Source organism: Aeromonas sp. JL9, from assembly GCF_024436075.1.
GTDB classification, from domain to species: domain Bacteria; phylum Pseudomonadota; class Gammaproteobacteria; order Enterobacterales; family Aeromonadaceae; genus Aeromonas; species Aeromonas veronii.
Genome location: NZ_JANFNV010000021.1, coordinates 51,565 through 73,849, shown reverse-complemented (window position 1 = coordinate 73,849; position 22,285 = coordinate 51,565). Strand labels below are relative to the sequence as shown.

The 22,285-nt window shown below is 60.5% G+C and carries 10 protein-coding genes; 3 read left to right on the top strand and 7 right to left on the bottom strand.

Features of this window, described 5'->3' with window-relative positions; translation table 11 throughout:
• Positions 1–184: 184 nt before the first annotated feature.
• The 3 genes from NOM06_RS15015 to NOM06_RS15005 all read left to right on the top strand — a co-directional run bounded on the left by NOM06_RS15015 (position 185) and on the right by NOM06_RS15005 (position 5,850).
• Complete coding sequence (locus NOM06_RS15015; protein WP_255912152.1) at positions 185–3,463, top strand: DUF5107 domain-containing protein; 3,279 nt, start codon at positions 185–187, stop codon at positions 3,461–3,463.
• Positions 3,464–3,544: 81 nt separating this feature from the next.
• The gene (locus tag NOM06_RS15010; protein ID WP_255912151.1) at positions 3,545–4,996 is read left to right on the top strand and encodes a sugar porter family MFS transporter; all 1,452 of its coding nucleotides are present in this window, start codon (positions 3,545–3,547) and stop codon (positions 4,994–4,996) included.
• Positions 4,993–5,850: an aldose 1-epimerase gene (locus NOM06_RS15005; RefSeq protein ID WP_255912150.1), complete on the top strand. Its 858-nt coding sequence runs from the start codon at positions 4,993–4,995 to the stop codon at positions 5,848–5,850. Before NOM06_RS15010 ends, NOM06_RS15005 begins: the two co-directional genes overlap by 4 nt.
• 94 nt (positions 5,851–5,944) lie before the next feature.
• Here NOM06_RS15005 and fdhF read toward each other — a convergent pair whose 3' ends face one another.
• The 7 genes from fdhF to NOM06_RS14970 form a co-directional block, all read right to left on the bottom strand.
• Positions 5,945–10,111 (bottom strand): formate dehydrogenase subunit alpha, encoded by a 4,167-nt coding sequence (gene fdhF / locus NOM06_RS15000; protein WP_255912149.1) that lies wholly within the window; start codon positions 10,109–10,111, stop codon positions 5,945–5,947.
• 526 nt (positions 10,112–10,637) lie between these two features.
• The gene (locus NOM06_RS14995) at positions 10,638–11,849 is read right to left on the bottom strand and encodes an EAL domain-containing protein (RefSeq protein WP_005353540.1); all 1,212 of its coding nucleotides are present in this window, start codon (positions 11,847–11,849) and stop codon (positions 10,638–10,640) included.
• Complete coding sequence (locus tag NOM06_RS14990; protein WP_255912148.1) at positions 11,842–16,086, bottom strand: transporter substrate-binding domain-containing protein; 4,245 nt, start codon at positions 16,084–16,086, stop codon at positions 11,842–11,844. Before NOM06_RS14990 ends, NOM06_RS14995 begins: the two co-directional genes overlap by 8 nt.
• Before the next feature lie 1,303 nt (positions 16,087–17,389).
• Complete coding sequence (locus NOM06_RS14985; RefSeq protein WP_088869465.1) at positions 17,390–17,629, bottom strand: bacteriocin; 240 nt, start codon at positions 17,627–17,629, stop codon at positions 17,390–17,392.
• Between the two features lie 158 nt (positions 17,630–17,787).
• Positions 17,788–18,678 (bottom strand): hypothetical protein, encoded by an 891-nt coding sequence (locus NOM06_RS14980; RefSeq protein WP_179214432.1) that lies wholly within the window; start codon positions 18,676–18,678, stop codon positions 17,788–17,790.
• 395 nt (positions 18,679–19,073) lie between these two features.
• Positions 19,074–21,899: a DUF927 domain-containing protein gene (locus NOM06_RS14975; RefSeq protein ID WP_255912147.1), complete on the bottom strand. Its 2,826-nt coding sequence runs from the start codon at positions 21,897–21,899 to the stop codon at positions 19,074–19,076.
• The gene (locus NOM06_RS14970) at positions 21,896–22,252 is read right to left on the bottom strand and encodes a hypothetical protein (protein ID WP_255912145.1); all 357 of its coding nucleotides are present in this window, start codon (positions 22,250–22,252) and stop codon (positions 21,896–21,898) included. The genes NOM06_RS14975 and NOM06_RS14970 overlap by 4 nt, the downstream gene beginning before the upstream one ends.
• Positions 22,253–22,285 lie beyond the last annotated feature (33 nt).

Sequence of the window (22,285 nt, the reverse complement as noted above, 5' to 3'; positions counted from 1 at the left end):
CCACCTTGCGTTACTGACGCTGGCTTGCGCCGTGATCTGCTCGCGCTTCGCTGAGAGGTTTTGTTAGCGGCTCTAAACTCCGCTTACTGTATTGCGTGATCTTTCAGCAATTAATGCAGGTTTAACCATTCTAATCTGGTCTCACTGAAAACTTTACTAACAAATGTTGAGTGAGGCGAGATTAATGAGAGCTGATGTCAAGGTCTGGGTAGAGACCATCTCACTGCCGACCTACGAGGTAGGCGCCGAAGATCCCAACCCCATGTTTCTCGAGAAGAGGGTCTATCAGGGCTCCTCGGGGGCTGTCTATCCCTATGGGGTGATCGACACCCTCACCGGCCAGAAGCAGATGAAGTCCTATCAGGCGGTCTGGCTGGAGAACGACTTTATCAAGGTGATGCTGCTGCCGGAGCTGGGGGGGCGTATCCACCGTGCCTACGACAAGGTGATGAATCGCGACTTCGTCTATTACAACGAGGTGATCAAACCGGCGCTGGTGGGGCTGGTGGGGCCCTGGATCTCCGGCGGCATCGAGTTCAACTGGCCGCAGCACCACAGACCCACCACTTTCATGCCGGTGGACTTCACAATTACGGAGCGGGAGGGCGGCGCCAAGACCGTCTGGCTCGGCGAGGTGGAGCCGATGCGTGGTCTGCAGGTGATGGCGGGCTTTACCCTCTATCCCGACAAGGCGCTCATCGAGATCACTGGCAAAGTGTTCAACGGCAACGACACGCCGCGCCACTTCCTCTGGTGGTCCAACCCGGCGGTGAAAGGGGGCGATGCCCACCAGAGCGTCTTCCCGCCCGATGTGACCGCCGTCTATGACCACGGCAAGCGCGACGTCAGCGCTTTCCCCATCGCCCGCGGCACCTACTACAAGGTGGACTACTCCGCCGGGGTCGATATCTCCCGTTACCGCAATATTCCGGTGCCCACCTCGTATATGGCGGACAAGTCTGACTACGACTTTGTCGGTGCCTACTGCCATGACGAGCAGGGCGGCCTGTTGCACGTGGCGGATCACCACGTTTCGCCGGGCAAGAAGCAGTGGAGCTGGGGCAACTGTGACTTCGGTCTGGCCTGGGATCGCAACCTGACCGATGACAACGGCCCCTACATCGAGCTGATGACCGGGGTCTATACCGACAACCAGCCTGACTTTACCTGGCTGGATGCGGGGGAGGAGAAGGTGTTTGTGCAGAACTTCCTGCCCTACAACACCCTCGGCACCCTGCAAAACGCCAACACCCGCGCCGCCATCAAGCTGGAACGCAGCGATGACGGCCTCGTCTGCGGAGTCTATGCGGTGGCGCCGCTTTGCGGGGCCCAGTTCGAGGTAAGTGACGAGAGCGGAGTACTGTTTACGCAGCCTCTGGATTTGCAGCCGGGTCAGGCCTGGCTTGAGCCGTTCACCATCACCAGCGAGGGACGCTTGCAGGTACGCCTGCTGGATGAGCAGGGCCAGCCGATCCTGAGCTATCTCGAGCATCAGCCCGCAGGCGAAGCCCTGCCGGATCCGGCCACGGCGCCGGAACCTGCCGTCAATCTCGACTCGGTCGACGAGCTCTACTTCATCGGCCAGCATCTTGAGCAGTATCTGCACGCCAGCCGCTCGCCCTTTGATTACTACCTGCGGGCACTGGAGCTCGATGGCGGCGACTATCGCTGCAATCTGGCATTGGCAACGCTGGAGTACAACCGCGCCAACTATGAGCAGGCGCTGGCCTACGTCAATCAGGCGCTGACCCGCGCCCATCGCCTCAACAAGAACCCCCAGTGTGGCAAGGCGAGCTTGCTGCGCGGCCACATCGAGGAGCGTCTGGGGCAGTTCGATGCCGCTTTCGATGACTTCTACAAGGCGACCTGGAGCGGTAACTGCCGCGACAGCGGCTTCCTCGGGCTGGCCCGTATCGCCATGGTGCGCCGCGATGCCTTGCAAGCGCTGCAATTTGTCGAGAAGAGTCTTGCCGTCAACGGTACCCACTACGGCGCTATCGCCCTCAAGGGGTTGGCGCTGCTGGAGTCTGGTGAGCTGGAGGCGGCCATCGCCTATATCGACGAGCAGCGCGTTCGTTATCCACTTCACTATCAGCTGGCCTTCTTGCGCTGGCTGGCAAGCGAGCAGCCGACCGATCTCGAGGCGCTGCGCACCCTGTGCAACGGGCGCGGGGTGAATCTCTGCTTCCTGGCAAGCGATCTGCTGGCGCTGGGACGCCCCGAGCTGGCGCAGAAACTGCTCTCAACACTGCCGGTGGAGGAGACCCTGCCGCTGCTGTTCCAGGCTGCATTGTTACCGGAAGGTGAGGCGCAGGATGCCCTGCTGCAACGGGCCGAGCAGGCCTTTGGTCGCAAGGTGCGCTTCCCCAATACCCTTGGCGAGGTGGCCATGCTGGCGCAACTGCCACACAGCTGGTTTGCCAGCTACCTGCTGGGCTGCTTCCACTACAGCAAGCGCAGCTACCCGCAAGCCATTGCCCTGTGGCAGCAGGTGTGCGAGCAGGCGCCCGGGTTTGCCCCGGCATGGCGCAACCTTGGCATCTATCACTTCAACAAGAGCGGCGATCCGGTGGCGGCCGAGCAGTGTCTGAGCCGGGCCTTTGCCCTCAAGCTGGATGATGCCCGTTTGCTGTTTGAACTGGATCAGCTGCACAAGCGCTGCGCCATGGCACCCGCCGAGCGGTTGGCGCTGCTGGAGGCGCATCGTGAGGTGGTCCTCAAGCGCGACGACCTGACCGCCGAACTGCTCAGCCTCTATCACATCACCGGCCAGCTGGATGCGGCGGCCGAGATCTTGCGGCTGCGCGAATTCCACCCCTGGGAGGGGGGCGAGGGCAAGGTGACCGGTCAGTACCTCATCAATCAGCAGCGCCGGGCGTTGGCGTTGATGATTCAGGGACGCCACGAGCAGGCTATTCCGTTGCTGCAACAGGCGCTGCACTACCCCCTCAATCTGGGGGAGGGGCGTCTGGTAGGACAGACCGACAACGATATCCATTACCTGTTGGCGCTCTGCCATCTGGCTTGTGACAACCAGAGTCTGGCGGCCCAGTGCCTGCAACAGGCCTGTCTGGGTCAGGGTTCGCTGGGGGCCAGCCGCTACTACAACGATCAGCCGGTGGATTATCTCTTCTACCAGGGTATGGCGCTGGCACGTCTTGGTCGGGTTGCTGAGGCGCAGCGTCTCTTTGAAGGGATGGTCGGCTGGGCCGAGCAGGCGATGGGCGAGTCGGTCGAGGCGGACTTCTTCGCCGTCTCACTGCCGGATCTCATCGTGCTGGATGACGACCCGCAGCACAAACATCGCCAGCACTGTCTGCTGGTCAGGGCGTTCGGTCTGTTGGGGCTGGGTCAGCGGGATGGTTGTGAACAGACCTTGCGAGAGCTGCTCACCCTTAACCCGGCTCACGACAAGGGGCACCTCTTTGCCCTGATCTGCCGCGAGCTGTCACTCCACTCATAACTCTCATAACAAAAACCGGCGCCCCGCCACGGTGAGGGGCGCCACTGCACCCTACAATCGACAAGATAGAAAGGATGAGTCATGGAACGCACGAAAAATCAATTGGATACGAATGGGCTCAATATGAGCTACATCTGGATGATCTGTTTGGTGGCCGCCTGCGGTGGCCTGCTGTTTGGTTATGACTGGGTCGTGATTGGCGGGGCCAAGCCCTTCTATGAGGCCTCTTTCGCCATCACGGATCCGGCCCAGTCCGGCTGGGCCATGAGCTCGGCGCTGGTGGGGTGCGTGCTGGGGGCCGCCATCTCCGGCTGGTCAGCCGACCGCTTCGGTCGCAAGAAGCCGCTGATCCTGGCCGCCATCCTCTTCACCATCTCGGCGTGGGGCACGGCTGCGGCCAGCAACTTCGATCTGTTTGTGGTTTATCGCATCATCGGCGGGATCGGCATCGGTCTGGCCTCTGCGCTCTCGCCCATGTACATCGCCGAGATCAGCCCGGCCAACAAGCGCGGCAAGTTCGTGGCCATCAACCAGCTCACCATTGTCATCGGTGTGCTGGCGGCTCAGCTGGTGAACCTGATGATCGCCGATCCGGTCGCGAGCAACGCCACTCAGGCCGATATTCTGGCGACCTGGAACGGCCAGTCCGGCTGGCGCTGGATGTTCGGTGCCGAGCTGGTACCTGCGCTGGCGTTTCTGGTGTTGATGTTCTTCGTGCCGGAGTCACCGCGCTGGTTGGCCAAAGATGGTCAGTATGAGAAAGCCTCCCGCATGCTCGGCAAGATTGGCGGGGATGCCTATGCCAAGCAGACCCTGGCCGATATCCGCCAGACTCTGGTGGGTGAGACCCACAAGGTCTCGCTGGCTGAGCTGGGCAAACCCTCGGTGCGGCCGATCCTCATCATCGGGATTGTACTGGCAGTCTTCCAGCAGTGGTGCGGTATCAACGTGATCTTCAACTATGCGCAGGAGATCTTTGCCTCCGCCGGCTTTGACATCAACAGCACCCTCAAATCCATCGTCGCCACCGGTCTTATCAACTTGCTGTTTACCCTGATCGCGCTGCCCATGGTGGACAAAATTGGCCGCCGCAAGCTGATGCTGATTGGCTCGGCGGGACTGACCATTATCTACGGCATGATGGCGGCTGCCTACGCCACAGGCGTACTGGGGCTGCCAGTGTTGCTGCTGGTATTGGCGGCCATCGCCATCTATGCCTTGACCCTGGCGCCGGTCACCTGGGTGCTGCTCTCGGAGATCTTCCCGAACCGGGTGCGTGGGCTGGCGATGTCGGCCGGTACGCTGGCGCTTTGGATCGCCTGCTTCGTGCTGACCTACACCTTCCCGCTGCTCAACGCCGGGTTGGGTGCTGCGGGCAGCTTCCTGCTCTATGGCCTTATCTGTTTCGCTGGTCTCATCTTTATCTATCGCAAGGTGCCCGAGACCAAGGGGGTGACGCTGGAGGCACTGGAAGCCCAACTGGCCCAAGGCAAGGTCGAACTGACGCCGACCAAGGCGAGCGCCTCGGCATGACGGTTTACACATTGAGCAACCCGCATCTTAGGATGCGGGTTTCAACACAAGGGGCCTGCCTGCTGGGGCTGGAGGATGAGCAGGGGCGCCCGTTGCTGCGCGACACTGACCTGGCGCAGCCATGGCATCCCGGCCAGAGCGCGATGTTTCCCATGTTGCCGCTGGCCAACCGGGTCGCAGGCAACCGTTTTGAGTTGTGGAGAGAGGCGTGTGCATTGCCCGCGAGCGAGCTCGATCCCGATTTCTTTTTGCATGGGGATGGCTGGCTACAGCGATGGCAACCGGTGACGTTGACCGACAGCTCGGTGACCCTGCAGTTCACCAGCCAGAATGGCCCCTTTCACTATCTGGCGGAGATCGACTATCGGCTGCATGGTGCGAGCCTGGTGGCGCGGATCAGCCTGACCCATCTCGGGGAGAGCCCCTGTCTCTACGGCGCGGGTTTTCACCCCTTCTTCTGGCGCGACGAGCAGACCCGCATCCGTTTTCTGGCGAGCGGCGTCTGGCAAGAGGGAGCAGATCATCTGCCGACCGACTGGTCGAGCAGGCTGGCGCCACACCTCGATTTTCGCCAGTGGGCTCGCCCGCAAGGGTGGCTCAACCACTGTTATGGCGGCTGGCGCGGTCAGGCCGAGCTTGACCATCCTGCCCGCCAGCAGCGGCTGCTGGTTTCAAGCGAGTGTGCCTTCCTGATGCTCTATCAGCCCGATGAGGGGAGTGGCTTCGTCTGTCTGGAGCCCCAGAGTCACGCCGCCAATGCCCACCACCTGGCCGGTCACCCCGGTTTGCGGCTACTCGCCAGAGGTGACCGCATGAGTATCGGTATGACCCTGACAGTAGCGTCCGGGGACTGATAATGATCTGGCTTGTGGTATTGGTGAACGCAATGAGCCACCCGTCGGGTGGCTCTTTTTATTGCGGATTATCCTGCATGTTACTGATCTCCGGTCAGGCTATCTCCATCTCTGGCTGTGGTGTCGAGGTGTGTTGGCTGGTCAGCTTGTCGATGCGCACCGCAGCTACCTTGAACTCGGGGATCTTGGCGTAGGGGTCGGTGGCATTGATGGTGAGCCGGTTGGCCGGGGCTTCGGCAAAGTGGAACGGGATAAAGACCACGCCCGGCTGCATCCGTTTGGTGACGAAGGCGGGCAGTTCGATATGGCCGCGGCGGCTGGTGACCTTCACCCGCTCACTGTTGCTGATCCCCAACCGCTGCGCATCCACCACGCTCATCATCACCCGTGGCCCGGCCAGTTTGTCGAGCCCCTTGGTCTTGCGGGTCATGGTGCCGGTGTGGAACTGCTCTAGCAGGCGGCCGGTGGTGAGCACGATGGGATAGGTCTCGTCGGGCAGTTCGGCGGCATAGCGGAACGGGGTGGCGACCATCTCCCCCTTGCCTCGGGTAAACTGCTTGCCGTGGAGCAGGCGAGTGCCTTCGGGCGCTGCGTCGTTGCAGGGCCACTGCAACCCTTGCGTTCCCACCTTGTCCCACTGGATGCCAGCGTATTGCGGGGTGACTTGGCAGATCTCGGCGGTGATCTCCTGCGGGTGTTGATAGTGCCAGTCGCCGCCCATGGCGTTGGCGATCTGCTGGATGATCCACCAATCCTCCCGCGCGTCGCCCGGTGCCTTGAGGGCGGGGGAGATGCGCTGTACCCGCCGCTCGGTGTTGGTGAAGTGGCCGCTCTTCTCGGCAAAGGAGCAGGAGGGGAGCACCACATCGGCGAGCTGGGCAGTTTCCGAGAGGAAGATATCCTGCACCACCAGAAACTCCAGCTGCTTGAGCCCTTCGATGACGTGGTGCTGATCCGGATCGCTCAGCACCGGGTTCTCTCCCATCACGTAGAGCCCCTTGATGCTGCCCGCGCAGGCGGCATCTATGGTCTCGGTGAGGGTAAGCCCGGGCGTGCGCGGCAAGTCTGGCTGCTGCCAGGCTGCCACGAAGCGGGCATGCACCTCGGGGTTGGCCACCTTCTGATAGCCGGGCAGGCAGTTGGGCAGCGCCCCCATGTCACAGGCGCCCTGCACGTTGGATTGGCCCCGCAGCGGGTTGATGCCACCCCCTTCGATGCCGATGTTGCCGCACAGCAGTTGCAGGTTGGCGATGGCGCGCACGTTGTCGTGGCCGGTGGTGTGCTGGGTGATCCCCATGGAGTAGTAGACGGCGGTGCGTTCGGCGGTGCCGATGAGGCGAGCGAGCTCGATCACCTGCTCGGCCGGTACGCCGGTGACGAGGGCGACCTTGTCCGGGGCATAGGCCGGGGAGAGCACCTCCGCTTGCAGCGCTTCGAACCCTTCCACCCGATCGGCAATATAGGCCTTGTCGTGCCAGTTGTTCTGGATGATCTGCTGCATCAGGCCGTTGAGCAGCATCACGTCGGTGCCGGGGCGGTGGGCCAGATAGAGGCTGGCATGGTCCGCCATCTCGATCCGCTTCGGATCGGCCACTACCAGCCGAGCCTTGCCTGTGGTGACTGCCCGTTTGATATGGGAGCCGATGATTGGGTGGGCTGCCGAGGTGTCGGAGCCGATGATGAAGATGAGGTCCGAGTGCTCGATGCTCGGGATGTCGTTGGTCATGGCGCCGCTGCCGAGTGACGCCTCCAGCCCAGTGACGGTGGAGGCGTGGCAGAGCCGCGCGCAGTGATCCACGTTGTTGGTGCCAAGCTCCCGGCGCATGAACTTCTGGAACAGGTAGTTCTCTTCGTTGGTGGTTTTGGCCGACGAAAAACCCGCCAGCGCATCGCTGCCATAGTGCTGGCGCAGGGTGGTAAAGCGCTCGGCCACCAGAGCGATGGCCTCCTGCCAGCTGGCGGGTACCAGCTCGCCATTTTTACGGACAAGCGGGGTGGTGAGGCGCTCCTCGCTCTGGATAAAGTCAAAGCCGAAGCGTCCCTTGACGCAGAGCAGCCCCTGGTTGACCGGTGAGTTGCGGTTCCCCTCCACATAGCGAATGCGGTTGCGCGCCTCATCGACATAGAGGGTGACGCCGCAGCCGACCCCGCAGTAGGTGCAGATGGTATTGACCGGCGTGAGCAGTTCGGTGCGCCCCTGCGACTTGTAGCGGGCATCCACCAGAGCCCCGGTGGGGCAGACCTGTACACAGGCACCGCACTGCACGCAGTGGGAGTCGCCCATCGAGAGTCCCGTGTCGAACTGAGACCGGTTCGAGAGGGTACCATCGCTGTTCTTGGCAAAGCGCAGCACCCCCTGCACCGCTTGCTCACCACAGGTCTGCACGCACTGGCCGCAGCCGATGCAGCGGTTGGCATCGAACACGATAAATTCGCTGCTGTTATCCACTGCAAACTTCTGGCACTGGCTGGTGTCGAGAGCACTCTGCTCGACCTCGTATTCGGTGGCATAGTCGCGTAGCGCGCAATCGGTGTTGGCCTGACAGCCGCACTCGAGGCAGCGGCTGGCTTCGTTGCGGGCATCGGCATCACTCAGCCCGCGCTCCACCTCGGCAAAGCTTCCCTCCCGCTCGGCAACGGCCAGATGAGGCATGATGGTGCGGGCGACTTTTTTCAGGTGAGCAAACTGGGCGGGATCGACCTGCTTGAGCGTGGGAGCCTTGCAGGCGTTGAAGGGGCGAACCGGATCGATCATGTCACCATGGAGGAACTGATCGATGGCCAGAGCGGCCTTGCGGCCATCGGCAACCGCTTCGATGGCGGTGGCGGGCCCGCGGCGCAGATCGCCGATGGCGAACAGGTTGCCGTGGCCGCTGTGCATGGTGTCGGGATGGGACTCCAGCGTTTGCCAGCGGGTGAAGGGGAGGGTGAGGGGCTCCCCTTCCATAAAGCTGAGATCCGGCTGCTGCGACACTGCCGCAATCACGGTATCAAACTCTTCGATGAGGTACTCGCCGGTGGGCTCCGGGCGGCGGCGACCGGAGGCATCCGGCTCGCCGAGGGCCATCTTCTCGAGGCGCACCTGACAGACGCGACCACGGCTGTCCGGCAGATTCTCCACCGGATTGGTCAGCATCATGAAGCGCACCCCTTCGTGCTCCGCCTCGTCGATCTCGTAGGCTTCAGCGGGCATCTCGGCGCGGGTGCGGCGATAGATAAGGGTGGTGTCAGCCCCCAGCCTGACCGCCGTGCGGGCGCAGTCGATAGCGGTATTGCCGCCACCGATCACCGCAACTTTCTTGCCGGTGGTGAGCCGCTTGGTCAGCATCCGATCCTTGAGGTAATCGACCCCGAGATAGCAACCGGCCAGGGTGCTGCCCGGGTAATCCATCGGCACCGCCTTGGAAGCGCCAACCGCCAGACAGACCGCATCATAGTCGCGGCACAGTGCCGAGAGGGTGAGCTGGTGGCCCAGTCGCTGCTGGGTGTGGATCCGCATACCACTCTGGCACATCAGCGCTATCTCCTGATCGAGGATCGCCTTGGGCAGCCGGTATTCGGGGATACCGTAGCGCAGCCAGCCCCCCGCTTCGGGCATCGCCTCGAACAGATCGACCTCGAATCCCTCGTAACCCAGATAGTAACCGCAGGTGAGGCCGCCCGGGCCGCTGCCGATGATGGCCACCCGCTTGCCCTTGGCGGGCTTCTTTGCCGGTTGATAGGGGGCAACCTCTGCCAGATCGAGCTCGGCGGCGTTGCGCTTGAGGTGGCGAATGGCCAGTGGCTCATCCACCAACGCGCGGCGACATTCCGCCTCACAAAAAGCGGGGCAGACCCGGCCAATGGAGAGGGGCATCGGCAGGGTCTGTTTGATGACGGCCATTGCCGCTTGGTGATCCCCCATGGCGATGTGGTGTAGATAGGATTGAATGTCCACCCCGGCCGGACAGGCGCGCTGGCAGGGTGCTTCGCAATCGGCGTAGTGATCTGCGAGGATGCGTCCGAGCGCCTGCTGGCGGTGTGCGCGCAGGGCATCGCTTTGCGTCGTGACCATCATCCCTGCCTCGGGGCGCGTCTCGCAGGCGCGCCGGATGCCGAGCCCGGCAATCTCGACCACGCAGAGATCGCACGGCGTTTTGGGAGCGCTGGTGTTGTCACTGCACAGGGAGGGGATATCGATCTGGTGCTGTTTTGCTATCTGGAGCAGGGTTCTGGTCGGGTCAACCGTCAACTGAGCCCCATCGAGGGTGATGGTGATCATGGCGTCATAACTCGCTTTCAAGGCGCAGAAAATGCTGCATCTGGCGGAGCCAGCAGGGGAAGCGACAGGGAGGCCGCTTGCTATACGCTCACCATAACAAATATTATTTACAACTTTATTTGATTTTAGACAGCTTATTGTTCAAAAGAGAAAACGATTTCAGGTTGTCTTGTCTACCTCATCGGCATAGAGTTCCATTGAGAGTTATTCCTGTTAAAACAGGTTTTTCATTGCTTTATTGTCAGTTGATGCATCTGGCAGAAGAGAGGCTGCTCTCGCTCGCGTGAGGTGTTATCCGCCAGTAGTACCATTTGTGATGCAACTTATTTTGCATAAATGGTGACCCAAGGCATGCGGCGCATACAGAGCAAAGGGGGGGCACTCGACTGGATAGACGTTTGCTGGAGAGGGGGAGGGCATGCAGTGAGTGGCGAGCCCTAGACAAAGAAAATGGCCACCTTTTGTAAGGCGGCCATGCACGTTGCCGGTCGGTGCCCTGTGGGCCCAAAGGGTTGGTCGCAGGAGATCAGCCGGATATCAGGGTCGGCAGTCGGGCTTGCCAAATCTGGTGCCAGTGCTGCAGTTCGCTGCGCGGCATCGGGCGGGCGGTAAAGAAGCCCTGACAGATATCGCACCCCAGCTTGGCCAGCAGTTGCCAGGTCTGCACATCTTCCACCCCTTCGGCGACTGATTTCAGCCCCAGCTTGCGGGCCAGCTCGATGCTCGATTCGATGATGGCCAGACGGGAGGGGTCGGCATAGCAGCGATCTACAAAAGATCGATCAAGTTTGAGTTCGGTAAACGGCAGCAGCGCCAGCTGCTGCATCGAGGAGTAGCCGGTACCGAAGTCATCGATGGAGAGGCCAAAGCCGTGCATCCGCAGTCGTGTCAGCACCTCCAGTGCCTTGCCGATATCCTCGACAAACGAGCTTTCTGTCACCTCCAGGGTGATCAGCTCGGGATTGACGCCCCAACGCTGGCACTGGTTGATCAGGAAGTGGCAGAGATCTCCCTCGATCAGCGAGGTGGTTGAGAGGTTCATCGACAGATTGAGGGAGAGGCCGGTCTGGCCCCACAGATGGCAATCCTGCAGTGACTTGTTGATGATGACATCGGTCAGCTGGTCGATAAGGCCGTTGTTTTCCGCCAGCGGGATAAACATGCCGGGGGAGATCAGCCCATATTCCGGATGCTGCCAGCGGGCCAGCGCCTCCATCCCCACCCACTGGCCGGACGCAAAGCCGACCTTGGGTTGATACCAGGGCAGCAACTGGTCGTTGTCGAGGGCGCGTTTGAGCTCGTCCACCGAGAGGACGAGGCCATCGTCCTTGCCCGAGGGAGCCGACTTGGGTGCCCAAGAGTCGATCAACTGGCGCAGCCGCTGCGGGCTGGAGGGTTTCTCGATGCGACCCAGCACATGGAGACCATAGGCCGCGCTCATGCGCAGCACGGCCTCCACCACGTCATCTTCCAGCGCGCTGGAGAGGATGATGCCGCCCCGAAAGCCACCCAGCGAGAGGCGGCGCAGCAGCGCCATACCATCCATGCCGGGCATCCGCAGATCGCAGAACAGGATGTCGACAGTGTGGCTCTGGCACAGCGCCAGGGCTTCGATGCCGTCTGCGGCCTCCAGCAGTTGCTGATAACCGAGCGCCCGGATCTGGTGCATCAGGGTCTTGCGTTGAAACCCGTGATCCTCGACCACCATGATGACCAACTCGTCTGCCGTTCTACTCATCGAGCCACAATCCCATTTCACGTTCAATATTGTTCATCTGTTCTTCCACTCTCTGTGTCAGCAGCGCGAGCTCGCTCAACTGTTTGAGGCGGGCCGCCGATTCCAGTTGCGCCGCCTGCTCGGCCAGGGAGAGCTCCCCGACCATTCTGGCTGCCCCTTTGATGCGGTGGGCGATCTCCACCAGCTCCTGGCTATCATCGGAGGAGAGCGCGCTCATCATAGCGTGGCAATCTTTCCGGTTGGAGGCCAGATACTCCCTTGCCATGCTTTTGGCAATCTCTTCATCGCCAAACAGATCTTGCCAGCGACCGATCATGTCGAGATTGATGGCCTGTCGTGCGGGTACTCTCTCTGTGATCGTAGTCGCGGGCAACCACCGCAGCAGCATCTGGCGTAGTGACTCCAGCGAATAGGGTTTGCACAGCATGCCGTTCATGCCGGCTGCCGTCATATTGGCTGCCGCCTCCTCCGAGGTATCGGCGGTGACGCCGATGATGGGGGCTTGCTCTCCTTGTTCCCGCAGGCGGCGGGTCAGGGTGTAGCCATCCATGTGCGGCATGTGGCAGTCGGTGATCAGCAGGGCGAAATCCCGGGTTTGCCAGGCGCGCAACGCCTTCTCGCCATCTTCCACTACCTCGCACTCCACTCCCAGAATCGCCAGTTGACGGGTCAGCAGGGCGCGATTAACCAGATGATCATCGGCGACCAGCACCCGCCCGCCCAGTTTTTCGATGCTGGCGGCATGGGTGGTCACGGCTCGCCCGGTGATCAGTTCGCGGCAGCTTTCGAGCAACAGATCCGGATAGAGGGGGGATTGGCTGAGGCGCCACCAGTTCTCCGAGCCCATGCGCCCCCGCAACGCTTCGCGGGGGGAGAGGATGACCCCCTTGAGAGTGCCGGACTGCAGCAAGGTGTGCCAATCGCTCCCCAGACTGGACTCCAGAGCGGCCTCTTCCGCCAACAGCAGGCCGTCGAGATCGGCGGTGAGCTGGTGGATCTCGAGGGGGCTCAACCGGGCGCCGAGCCGTGCCATGGTGGCCTGCAAGGCGGCATCGCTACCCAGCCACCACCATTCGCTGCCCGCCAGTGCGGGTGGCTCCCACAGGACATTGAGCAGCGGGATGCTGAAGCGGAAACAGGCTCCTTCACCGAGCTGGCTCTTGACCGTCAGGGTGCCGCCCATCTTCTTCACCAGCTGATCACAGATGGCCAGCCCCAGACCGGTACCACCAAAGCGGCGATTGATATCGGATTCCACCTGCTCGAACGGGGTAAAGAGCTGCGCTTGCTTCTCTTCGGCGATGCCGATGCCGGTATCCGTCACCGCGATAACCAGCTGCTGGTCTTGATAGCTGGCCTGGATCGAAATGGCGCCCTGCTCGGTGAACTTCACCGCGTTGTTGAGCAGATTGGAAATCACCTGGCCCACTCTGACCGGATCGATATCGGCCAGGTCGGGGAGTTGATCCTCCCACTGGAGCGTGACCTGCAGCCCCTTGCTGTAGGCCAGTGCGGCATGGCCGCGGATCACGTCGCACACCACGGGTTGCAGACGGCAGGATTGGTGATTGAGGTGCAGCTGACCCGCCTCGATTTTGGAAAAGTCGAGGATATCGTTGACCAGATAGAGCAGGTGGTTGGCCGAGCTCTCCACATTGCGCAGCAGATAGCGCTGGTCATCATTGAGCTCGCTCATGCGCAGCAGCTCCAGCATGCCGTGCATGCCCGAGATGGGGGTTCTCAGCTCATGACTCATGGTGGCCAAAAAGCGGCTGCGCGCCTGCATCGCCAGCTCGGCCGCGGCGCGCGCCTCGCGCAGCTCATGCTCCTGTTGCTTGATGGCGGTGATGTCCTGCACCACGCCGTTGAGCAGGCGATCATGGCCCTGTTGCGCCACAAAGTTGCCGCGGATCTGGATATAGCGCGCCCCCTGAACAGAGGGCACCAGCACCTCCATATCGAGCGGCTCAAGGGTTTGCGCATGTTTGGCCACCTTATCGATAAAGGTTGCCAACGCCTCATCGTTCAAGCCGAGGATCACGCCGCCAGACTCGGCTGCCATCAACTCTTGGTGGGTCATCCCGAGAATGTCGCTGGCCCCTTGGGACAGATAGAGGAATTTCCCCTTGCCGGCCCCTTGCCAGAGATACTGATAGACCAGACCCGGCATGCTGTCGGTGATGTCCCGCAGCCTGCCCTCCACTTCCCGCACCTTGTTTTCGGCGGCCTTGAGGGCACTGACATCGGTCAATACCGTCAGCACCCCCTGAATCGCGCCGTCTGCTGCGCGATAGGGCAACTTGACGTAGACCACGTGAAGGGGAACATCCCCCTCGCGCTGGGTATAACCCGATCCTTGGAAGATCTGGCCGGTTTCCCAGACCGCACGCTCCTCGCATAGCATCTGTTGCCGCTCGTCCTCGGTCATATAGCCCCAGCGATCACCTTCTTCCCCATCACCGACAAACAGCTCGCGGTATGCCCGGTTGCTGAGGGTCAGGCGATGATCGCGATCCCGCAGCGCCACCATATTGGGCAGGGAGTCGAGCAGGGTCTGGATAAACACCAACTGCTCATTGAGCGTCTTCTCGGCCCGTTGACGCTGCACGATCTCCCGTTTCAGAGTGCGGTTCCACGCCCAGAACAGGGCAAACAGCAGAGTGGCAGCCGTGCCACCTATTACGAACCAGAGCAGCACTGTTTCGCTGTTGATGCCGGTCTGCACACTCATGGAGAGCCAGCGCCTCTCCACTTTATTGAGCTCCTCCGGCGGTATCGAATAGAGCACCTTGGTGAGGATCCGCTGCAGCATGGGATCTTTGCGCGTGGCCATGGCGACCGGCAGGCGCAAGTCTTTGCCGGCATAGACCACCTGATAGCGTTCGCTCACCCGCTTGTTGATGGATGGCAGGGTAACCATCACGTAGTCGGCATCGCCCGTGTCCAGCAGCTCCAGCAAGCGGTTGTCATTGTTGACCTCTACCGGATGGGCGCCGATGTGGGTCAGTAGATCTTTATCCAGCGAGCCATGCACCATGCCGACCCGTTTCCCTCGCAGCAGTGAGAGATCGGTGATATCGGCACTGCGTTTGGGGGCAATAACGACCCGATCGACAAACAGATAGCCGGGGGTGAACAGCGCAAACTGGCCACGGTCGTGGTTGGGGGAGATGGCCGGAATAAAATCGATCTGCCGAAGCTTCAGCATATTCTGGGTTTCACCCCAGCTATTGGTGCGAACCAGAGAGAACTTCAGCCCGGAGACTTGCTGCATCAGCGCCATCAGGTCCGCCACATAACCGACCAACCTGCCCCGGTAATTGAATTCGCTCATGGAGGTCCAGTCCGGAGAGACGCCGTAAGTCAGCTCAGGATGCTGGTTGAGCCACTCCTGCTCCTCAGGGGTAAACTGCACAGACTTCACCGCTCCTGAGTCCGCATGTTGGCTAGTCGTGGTAGCTGCCAGCATATGACGACGATCTTCAACCGGTATCTCGTTGAATGCCTTGCTCACCAGGCTGGCCAGTGCCGGGTCGCTCTTGTGCATATTGATAGAGAGAGACGTGCCGCTTACCCATTCCGGAGTGGCAATGGTGAAGCCAGCCTTGGAGTGCTGATCTTTCACCATCACCAGTGACGGCATGTCGGCAAGATAGGCGTCAGCCATGCGCTTTTTGAGCATAAAGGCTGCTTCGCTGCGACTCTCTGCCTCGGTCACACGGGGAAATCCCAGTTTTTTCAATTCACTGCAAGCATTGACTCCTGTGACACAGACCCAGTGCAAGCCATGGGCATCCTGTCGTGACAACTTCGTTTTGCCATTGTTGAGCAGCACACCACGCGGTATGGATAGCAAAAATGGGAGGGAGACGATATGGGATCGCCATTGTTCGCTTGGCTGGTCGTTCACCAGTATGTCGATTGCTCCGTGGTCAAGTCCGGACAGCGCATCCACGTAGGAGGGGTAAACCTTGTAGCGCAGGGTCAAACCGAGCGTTCTGGCAATCTGCTGCGCAATGTCGGGGACTGGGCCGGTAAAGCGTTGATCTGCATCCTTATAGCTGTATGGAGGATCGCCCATCATCGGCATGCCGATGACCAGCTCCTGGTGAGATGACAGCCAGGCGCGCTCAGACAGATCAAACTCGTCTTCATTCAGACTGGTAATGGCGTGCGCCGCCACGCCCCAGAGCAGTAGCAGGAGAAACAGGAATAGACGATCACATTGGCGGAGCATCAGAAGGAATCCAACAGAATTGGGCGCATATTGTAAGTGCATTAAAATGCAGCGGCCAACATCAATTTACTCAATATTGGGCCACGACATGCCGATTGTGCGGCTGTGAGTACGGCTAGTACCGGGATGGCAACCTGATGATAAAGCCTGCGCGGTGATGCGCCTGATTTTTTTGCCAAAGGTTAGTTCAAGGGGGATATTGGAAAAAAATCCAACCAGTTTGATATCGGTAAACAACATGGACATGGACAAATAAAAAGGGCCACCTCTTTCGAGGTGGCCCTTTCCAAACGTTTGGGCTGGGGGAATCTGAACTATAATTATAAGTGATTGTTTTTGTTGTGTTCTGTAGTTTGGTTATTGGTTGTGGTGTTACCAAGGGTGTTACTACTGCCGAAAGTCACCCCCTGCTTTTGGTGTTTGAGCTACTGGCACCACCTTTCCAGCACAACAGAAGGCAGGTTCAAATTCCTTGTCGGATGCAGGTTCAAATCCCTATGCTTCACCATCTCATTTCTCCTTGTGAACAATTCACCAATCTGCGCAATTCTGCGCACTTAGGAATGCGCAAATTGCGCAGTTCCCTAACCAGCTCAATCCACCGCAATCCCTTGTGCTGCTTAGGCTGCCAGCTAATTAGCAACAGTTTTGCGCAGCCCGCAGTTGTTATTCGTTTTTGGATGAATTGCGCAATTTGCGCAGAATGGAGATCAGCAAGATGCCATCCAGATGAGAGGGGTTGCCCTGGTAGGTTGGGGGTGTGGTTTGTAGCTGGTTCAGCTACGTTGTAGCCGTTGTGGTTCGAGGGTAGAACTTAGAAGCTGGAATGCCAGTTTTCATCTGGCTCGTATGCCGGTTTAACTGCGGAGTTTGCGGCCAGTAGTGGCGAGGGGTGTGGCGGTTTACTGCCGATTTTGGTGCGGAGTTACTGTCTTGGTTACTTGGACCGTGTCAGGCGAACGGTGACTCGGTAGCCTCACATGATGGCACTATTACTCCATGTGAGCATACGCATTCGGCGTACCGGTCGGCGCTACGCGACACACAATCTAGGCCAGTAGTAGCGCGGCTTTCGGTGTACCGGACGGCGTACCGCTCCTACCACACAGATATGACGGAGTTGGTTTTCATTTGCCCACACTTGCTCCTGTCGGTAACAGAGCCTCGCTAGCTGGGCAAGACTGCCCGATTTTCTGGGTAAAACTGCCCGGTTTCCCGGGCAGAACAGCCCGTTGATAGGGGTGGTAATGGTGGCCAGCCTGATCCGGGTCAGGCTGTAGTTTCGAGTGGTTTGATTTCCCCCTTAGAACAAACTGTCAGCAAGAAAGCCAATACCAGCACCGATTGCCGTGCCAATACCTGGAAGCACCGTTGAGCCTACCGCGGCACCAGTACCTACTGCGCTCATAGTCTGCTGCTTCTTGGCGGTTCTGAGGCTCTGATTAGCCATCTCCACTTCCTGCTCACGATTGGCCGCATCACGCAGTCCCATCATTCCCTGTTGGCGAGTCTGTGCTCCGATATCTAAAAGGCCGTATCCCATATCTATCCTCACTTGTTTTGATTTCTGTTGGTGGTTTGTTGTTGCTGAACCAGCGTTAGCTAGGTTCTTGCTGTCAACGCGCTTAGGTCCGCCCGCTCGGGAACAAACCATATTCGTTTTCCGTCCAAGCTAAATAATGCCCAATTTCCTAGGGAGCTTTAGCCGATCAGGTTATCTAGGATCCGCTCTGCCTCGGGGGCGTCGTCCCGCTCACTGCCCATCAGGTAGCGCAGGGTTGCCCGCGCCTCTTCCCTGTTTCTCGGTCGCAGTTCAGCCAGCAGACCAAATACAAACCAGTCGCGGGCGTGTGCCTCTGTGCTGTTCTCGTAATAGCCTTGCGTGTCGCACGCATGGCGCAGCCGGTACAGCTCGTTCCAATAGGCCAGCTCGTGAAGGCAGTCGCTCAGAGTGTGCGGCATCAATTCCGGCACTGCCTTGAACCGCTCCGCGACCTGTTCAGGCGGCAGTTGCCAACTGTCTTGCTCCAGCCCTCTCAGTACCTCCTGACAAAACGCCTCCGCCTGGGTGTCGTCCCACAGCGCATCCCCGAACCGCCCGATGGCTTCGGATTCATTGGCTCGCCGTTCAATGGAGCGCTCGGCCAGTCCATCCAGATTGGCAAAGCCGATGCTGCCAAGGCCCGCGAGCATATGACCCGCCTTAGCCACCAGCCATTTGCCGTAACGCTGCTCTAGCTCGCCGGGCGTGGTGGTGATCCGCCCTGCCGCCTCCTTGGCCTGGGCAATGCGCACCGGGTCGCCCGTCCCTATCACTTGACGTAGCCAGAGCAGGGCGTCGATCTCCTTATCCCCGGTCACCACTTCCTGCTGCGGTAGCTCTGGCACCGCTGGCAGTGTCTCCCCGCTGCTTTGTAGTGGAGGCAAGGTGAACATGGCCCGGTGTCTTGGGTTGTCGGTGAACAACCCCGATCTGCTGACGATAGCTTTCACCGTTCCCAGAGAGAGGCCAGCCAGAGAAGCCACCTCACTCAATGAATGGGTGCGGCGCAGGGTGATCACCTGCTCGCGCTGTTCGTTGGTCAATCTCAATGCAACCCCCTGTTGCGGCAAAAGAGTGATCTTGATCGGCTCGTACCGCTCTATAGATGAAAAAAACAGTGGTTCCAGTGGTTCTGTGGTTCCAACTCCTCGCCAGCCCGCGCCACAGCAGGGTTTATTGGTGAACCACTTGTGACTTACCCACTGGTTCTTAGACCCCCGTCACTGGTTCCGACCTAATATCGACCCCATTTAGGAACCAGTGGAACCAGTGCGGAACCAGTCGATTCTTATACAGTGGTTCCGTCTCTATCCCTTATGTCGTAAGGGTTTGAGGATGTTAGGAACCAGTGAACCAGTAGAACCACTGTTTTTCCTTTGTGCTCGCGCATGAAGCTGGCAAGAAAAGGGCGCACTCGGCAGCCCATTGCTTACCTCTGGCTGGCTTAGTCGCCCTGTTGTCCTTCGGTATCGTCGGCCAATACCAGATCGGTCAGCACATAGACCCGTGCCCGCTTTCCGGTCGGGAGCCGCCTCAACAACTGATAACGCCCCTCACCGCCGAGCAGGTATCCCGCTTTGGCTGACAGCTTGGCGGCCTTCTTAGCATCGCGTCCGCTGGTGATCTCAACCCAGCCCGATGGGTCAACCCAAAACTCCAGTTCATCATCGGTACCATGCCTAGGGTTACGCCTGTAACCAACCACATTTGCCGGGCGATGGTTCGGGTCGCTCACATCAACAAAGCGGGTGTACTGGTGAGCCCGCATAAAGGCCCGGATCTGCGCCAAGGTTGCAGCGTCCTCCTTATTGCCAAGGTGACCACGCTCCGCCAACCACGCCTTGAGGCAGACCCGCACCGCTCGCAGCGCCTCCCCATCGGGCCAGCCTGTGACCCCCAGCCGGGTTGCCAGCTCACCGGCAGCCGCCACCAGCGCGAACCGGTTGATGGCGCGGCCTACCTGATTGCCCGCCTCCTTCGGCGTCAGTTCGGCGGCAAGGCGCTTTATCTCGCCCCGCAGGCGCTCTCTGTGCGTATCCAGATCCCCGGCCAATGCCTCGGCATAGGTTCGGAAGGCGCTGCCGTGCTGGTGGTCGCAGTGGGCCTTGAGTGTGTCGGCGAAGGTGCGCCCGCTCTCCATACCATGAAGCCACTCAAACGCCCCATGGTGGCCTGTATCGCTCGGGATCTGGATTGTGCGTACCTCCATCCCCGCCTGGGTACGCTGGCCCGCGCTGGCGGCGTGATCTTCAAGGCTCAATTCGCCAGTGGAGAGGAACAGCAAGCGCCATGCCTTACGCTCCCTCAGCTCCCCATCCTGCTTGCTTCGTCCCTTGCCTTGGCCATTCGCCAACATGTAGGCGGTTTGCCCTGCTTCTCGCCCATCCATCTCGCCCAGTTCGTCAAGGCAGAGCAGAGCATCATTGCGCCGGCTGGCTATCCCCTCAATGGCGTTGCCGGTTGCCCGCCATGTCTGGCTGTAGCGATCTGGGTTGCCGTAGACGCTGGCGGCGGCCTTCATGATGGTGGTCTTGCCATCCGTGCTCTCACCTTTGAGGTGAAAGCCTCCCCCTTCCATGCCGACCAGAGAGAGAAGGGGGGCTGCAAAGGCCAAGGACAGGGCAAAGCAGAGGCGGGAGTTACCCACCGCCAGCGCCGCAACCCCCTGTTGCCACTCGCCCAAGGTGCCGCGCTCGACAAAGTCGCTGGCTGCGTAGCCAGTTGTTTGCAGGATCACCCCATCGGCGTCAGGCCCTATTGACCCTTGAGGCAGTACATAGGCCCGCCCATGCCAGCCGGTGCGCTCCACACAAGTGATCCGCTTGTCAGGCCGACAAGCCATCAGGTACTCGGCGAGTTTGTGTTTGCGGCCCAACGCAATAAACGGCAAGCCCGCATCCAGCAGGGCGGCTAGCACCTCTTCACCCTGACGGCGTGTCAGCTCCCTCATGGGCATTGGCCAGCTACGTTTGCGCCCTGCGCTATCTTGCCACTCGAGCAGGCGGCCATAGCCTCGCCCGTGTTCGTCACTGGTTTCAGCCAGTACCCGCACCGGGCTGGATATGGGCACCAGCTCTTGCCGGGCATCGTCTCCCCGTCCCACCTGTTCCCAGACACAGAGGCGATCACCCCGGATCTCGAACCCTATCGGCAGGTCTTGCCCTTTCTCTGTCTCGTCATCGCGAACCGGGTGAAGCGGTACCACTTCGGCCTGCCAGGGAGCCCCTTCCTTCTGGTGGGCGTCTTGGTCTTGGGGTTGTTTGGGGGTAGGTGTGGCGCTGGCGCTCATGATGGCCTCTTTGGTTGCGGTCAGCCCGTGGGCTTGGTGGTAGTCGTTCCAGTCACCGGCAACCGATGGCAGGGCCACCAGCCCACCCACGGTTGCGGCGGCGTGCTCGGCTTTGGCCTTACCAGGGTTGCCCTTGGTGCCTTCGTCATTGTCGCCACAGAGCAGGAGCCGGGCCTCTGGGTGCTGGCGGCGGGCAATCTGGGCAATGGCCAGCAGGTTGCCGGCATCCATGGCGCAATAGACTGTCGCTCCAGTTGCCGCTTGGACAGACAGCCCCGAGGCATATCCCTCCACCACTGCCACCAGCTCCCCGCCATCGATACGGTGGAAAGCCCCGGCCTTCTGGCCGCCAGGCAGGTAACGCTTGTCCCCCTCGGTGTTGATGAGCTGAACGTTAATCAGCCCCCCCGCCTCATCCCACAGGGGCACCACCAGCGAACCGGGTTGGTATGTCAGTTCGCCCACTGCGATGACCCGCTGAGTGAGCGGCATGAGTAAGCCTGACAGCGCCTTACGTTCCAGATATGGGCTGATCCCTTGCTTGATGTCTGCCGAGATGCTGGTAGCTCTTCTGGCGGCCTTGCGCCGTTGTTGCTCCGCCTGCTTGTGCTCTTGCTCCGCCCTGGCCTGTTGTTGCTGGTGGAGCTGCTCACGCACGGCATGGTCAAGACCGCTATCCGATAAGCCCACCAGCGGGGCGATCAGCTCGGCGGCCTCTTTGGGCTGCCTGCCGGTCACCTTGCCAACCAGATCCAGTCCATCCCCGTTCCCGCACTGGTTGCAGAACCAGGTGCCGCGACCGGCCTTGTCATCGAGCCGGAACCGGTCGTTGCCACCACAGGCAGGGCAGGGGCCATGCTTACCACGGTGCGGGGTGTCGATACCCACCGCCGCCAACAGCTCGGGCCAGTGACCACAGGCAGCAGCGGCCACATCAGAAACGAATCGGGGGCTTGCGCCCCCTTTGATTGCCATGGTCATTGTGTGGCCCTCCGCTCGCACTCTCTCGCCAACTCCGCAATGGGATTCAAACCCCGATCCAGCATGCCGCGTACATCGGTGCAGAAGGCTTTGTTCATCTCGTCCAGCACCACCTCACCCAGCGGGGTGAGCGCCTCCCCGGCCACCATGTGACGTAGCATAAGCAAGGCGTCCTCCCGTCCCTGCTTGCCGCCAGCGTGCTCCAGATGTGCGCCCACGATTTGGTTGTGGATCGCTATGGTCAGCACCTCCTGACCCAATGGCAGTTGCACTTCCAGATGTGTGAACGTGTTACCACGCACTGCCAAATAGGCCCGTGCCACCGCCTCCACCAGCTTGTCAATTTCACTCATTGCAACCCCCAGTTGCGGTGTGATGGGGTGGCC

Excerpts from the sequence above, each read along its gene's own strand:
- NOM06_RS15015 (WP_255912152.1), top strand. The coding sequence starts at position 185 with ATGAGAGCTGATGTCAAGGTCTGGGTAGAGACCATCTCACTGCCGACC.
- NOM06_RS15010 (WP_255912151.1), top strand. The coding sequence starts at position 3,545 with ATGGAACGCACGAAAAATCAATTGGATACGAATGGGCTCAATATGAGC.
- NOM06_RS15005 (WP_255912150.1), top strand. The coding sequence starts at position 4,993 with ATGACGGTTTACACATTGAGCAACCCGCATCTTAGGATGCGGGTTTCA.
- fdhF (WP_255912149.1), bottom strand. The coding sequence starts at position 10,111 with ATGATCACCATCACCCTCGATGGGGCTCAGTTGACGGTTGACCCGACC.
- NOM06_RS14995 (WP_005353540.1), bottom strand. The coding sequence starts at position 11,849 with ATGAGTAGAACGGCAGACGAGTTGGTCATCATGGTGGTCGAGGATCAC.
- NOM06_RS14990 (WP_255912148.1), bottom strand. The coding sequence starts at position 16,086 with ATGCTCCGCCAATGTGATCGTCTATTCCTGTTTCTCCTGCTACTGCTC.
- NOM06_RS14985 (WP_088869465.1), bottom strand. The coding sequence starts at position 17,629 with ATGGGATACGGCCTTTTAGATATCGGAGCACAGACTCGCCAACAGGGA.
- NOM06_RS14975 (WP_255912147.1), bottom strand. The coding sequence starts at position 21,899 with ATGACCATGGCAATCAAAGGGGGCGCAAGCCCCCGATTCGTTTCTGAT.
- NOM06_RS14970 (WP_255912145.1), bottom strand. The coding sequence starts at position 22,252 with ATGAGTGAAATTGACAAGCTGGTGGAGGCGGTGGCACGGGCCTATTTG.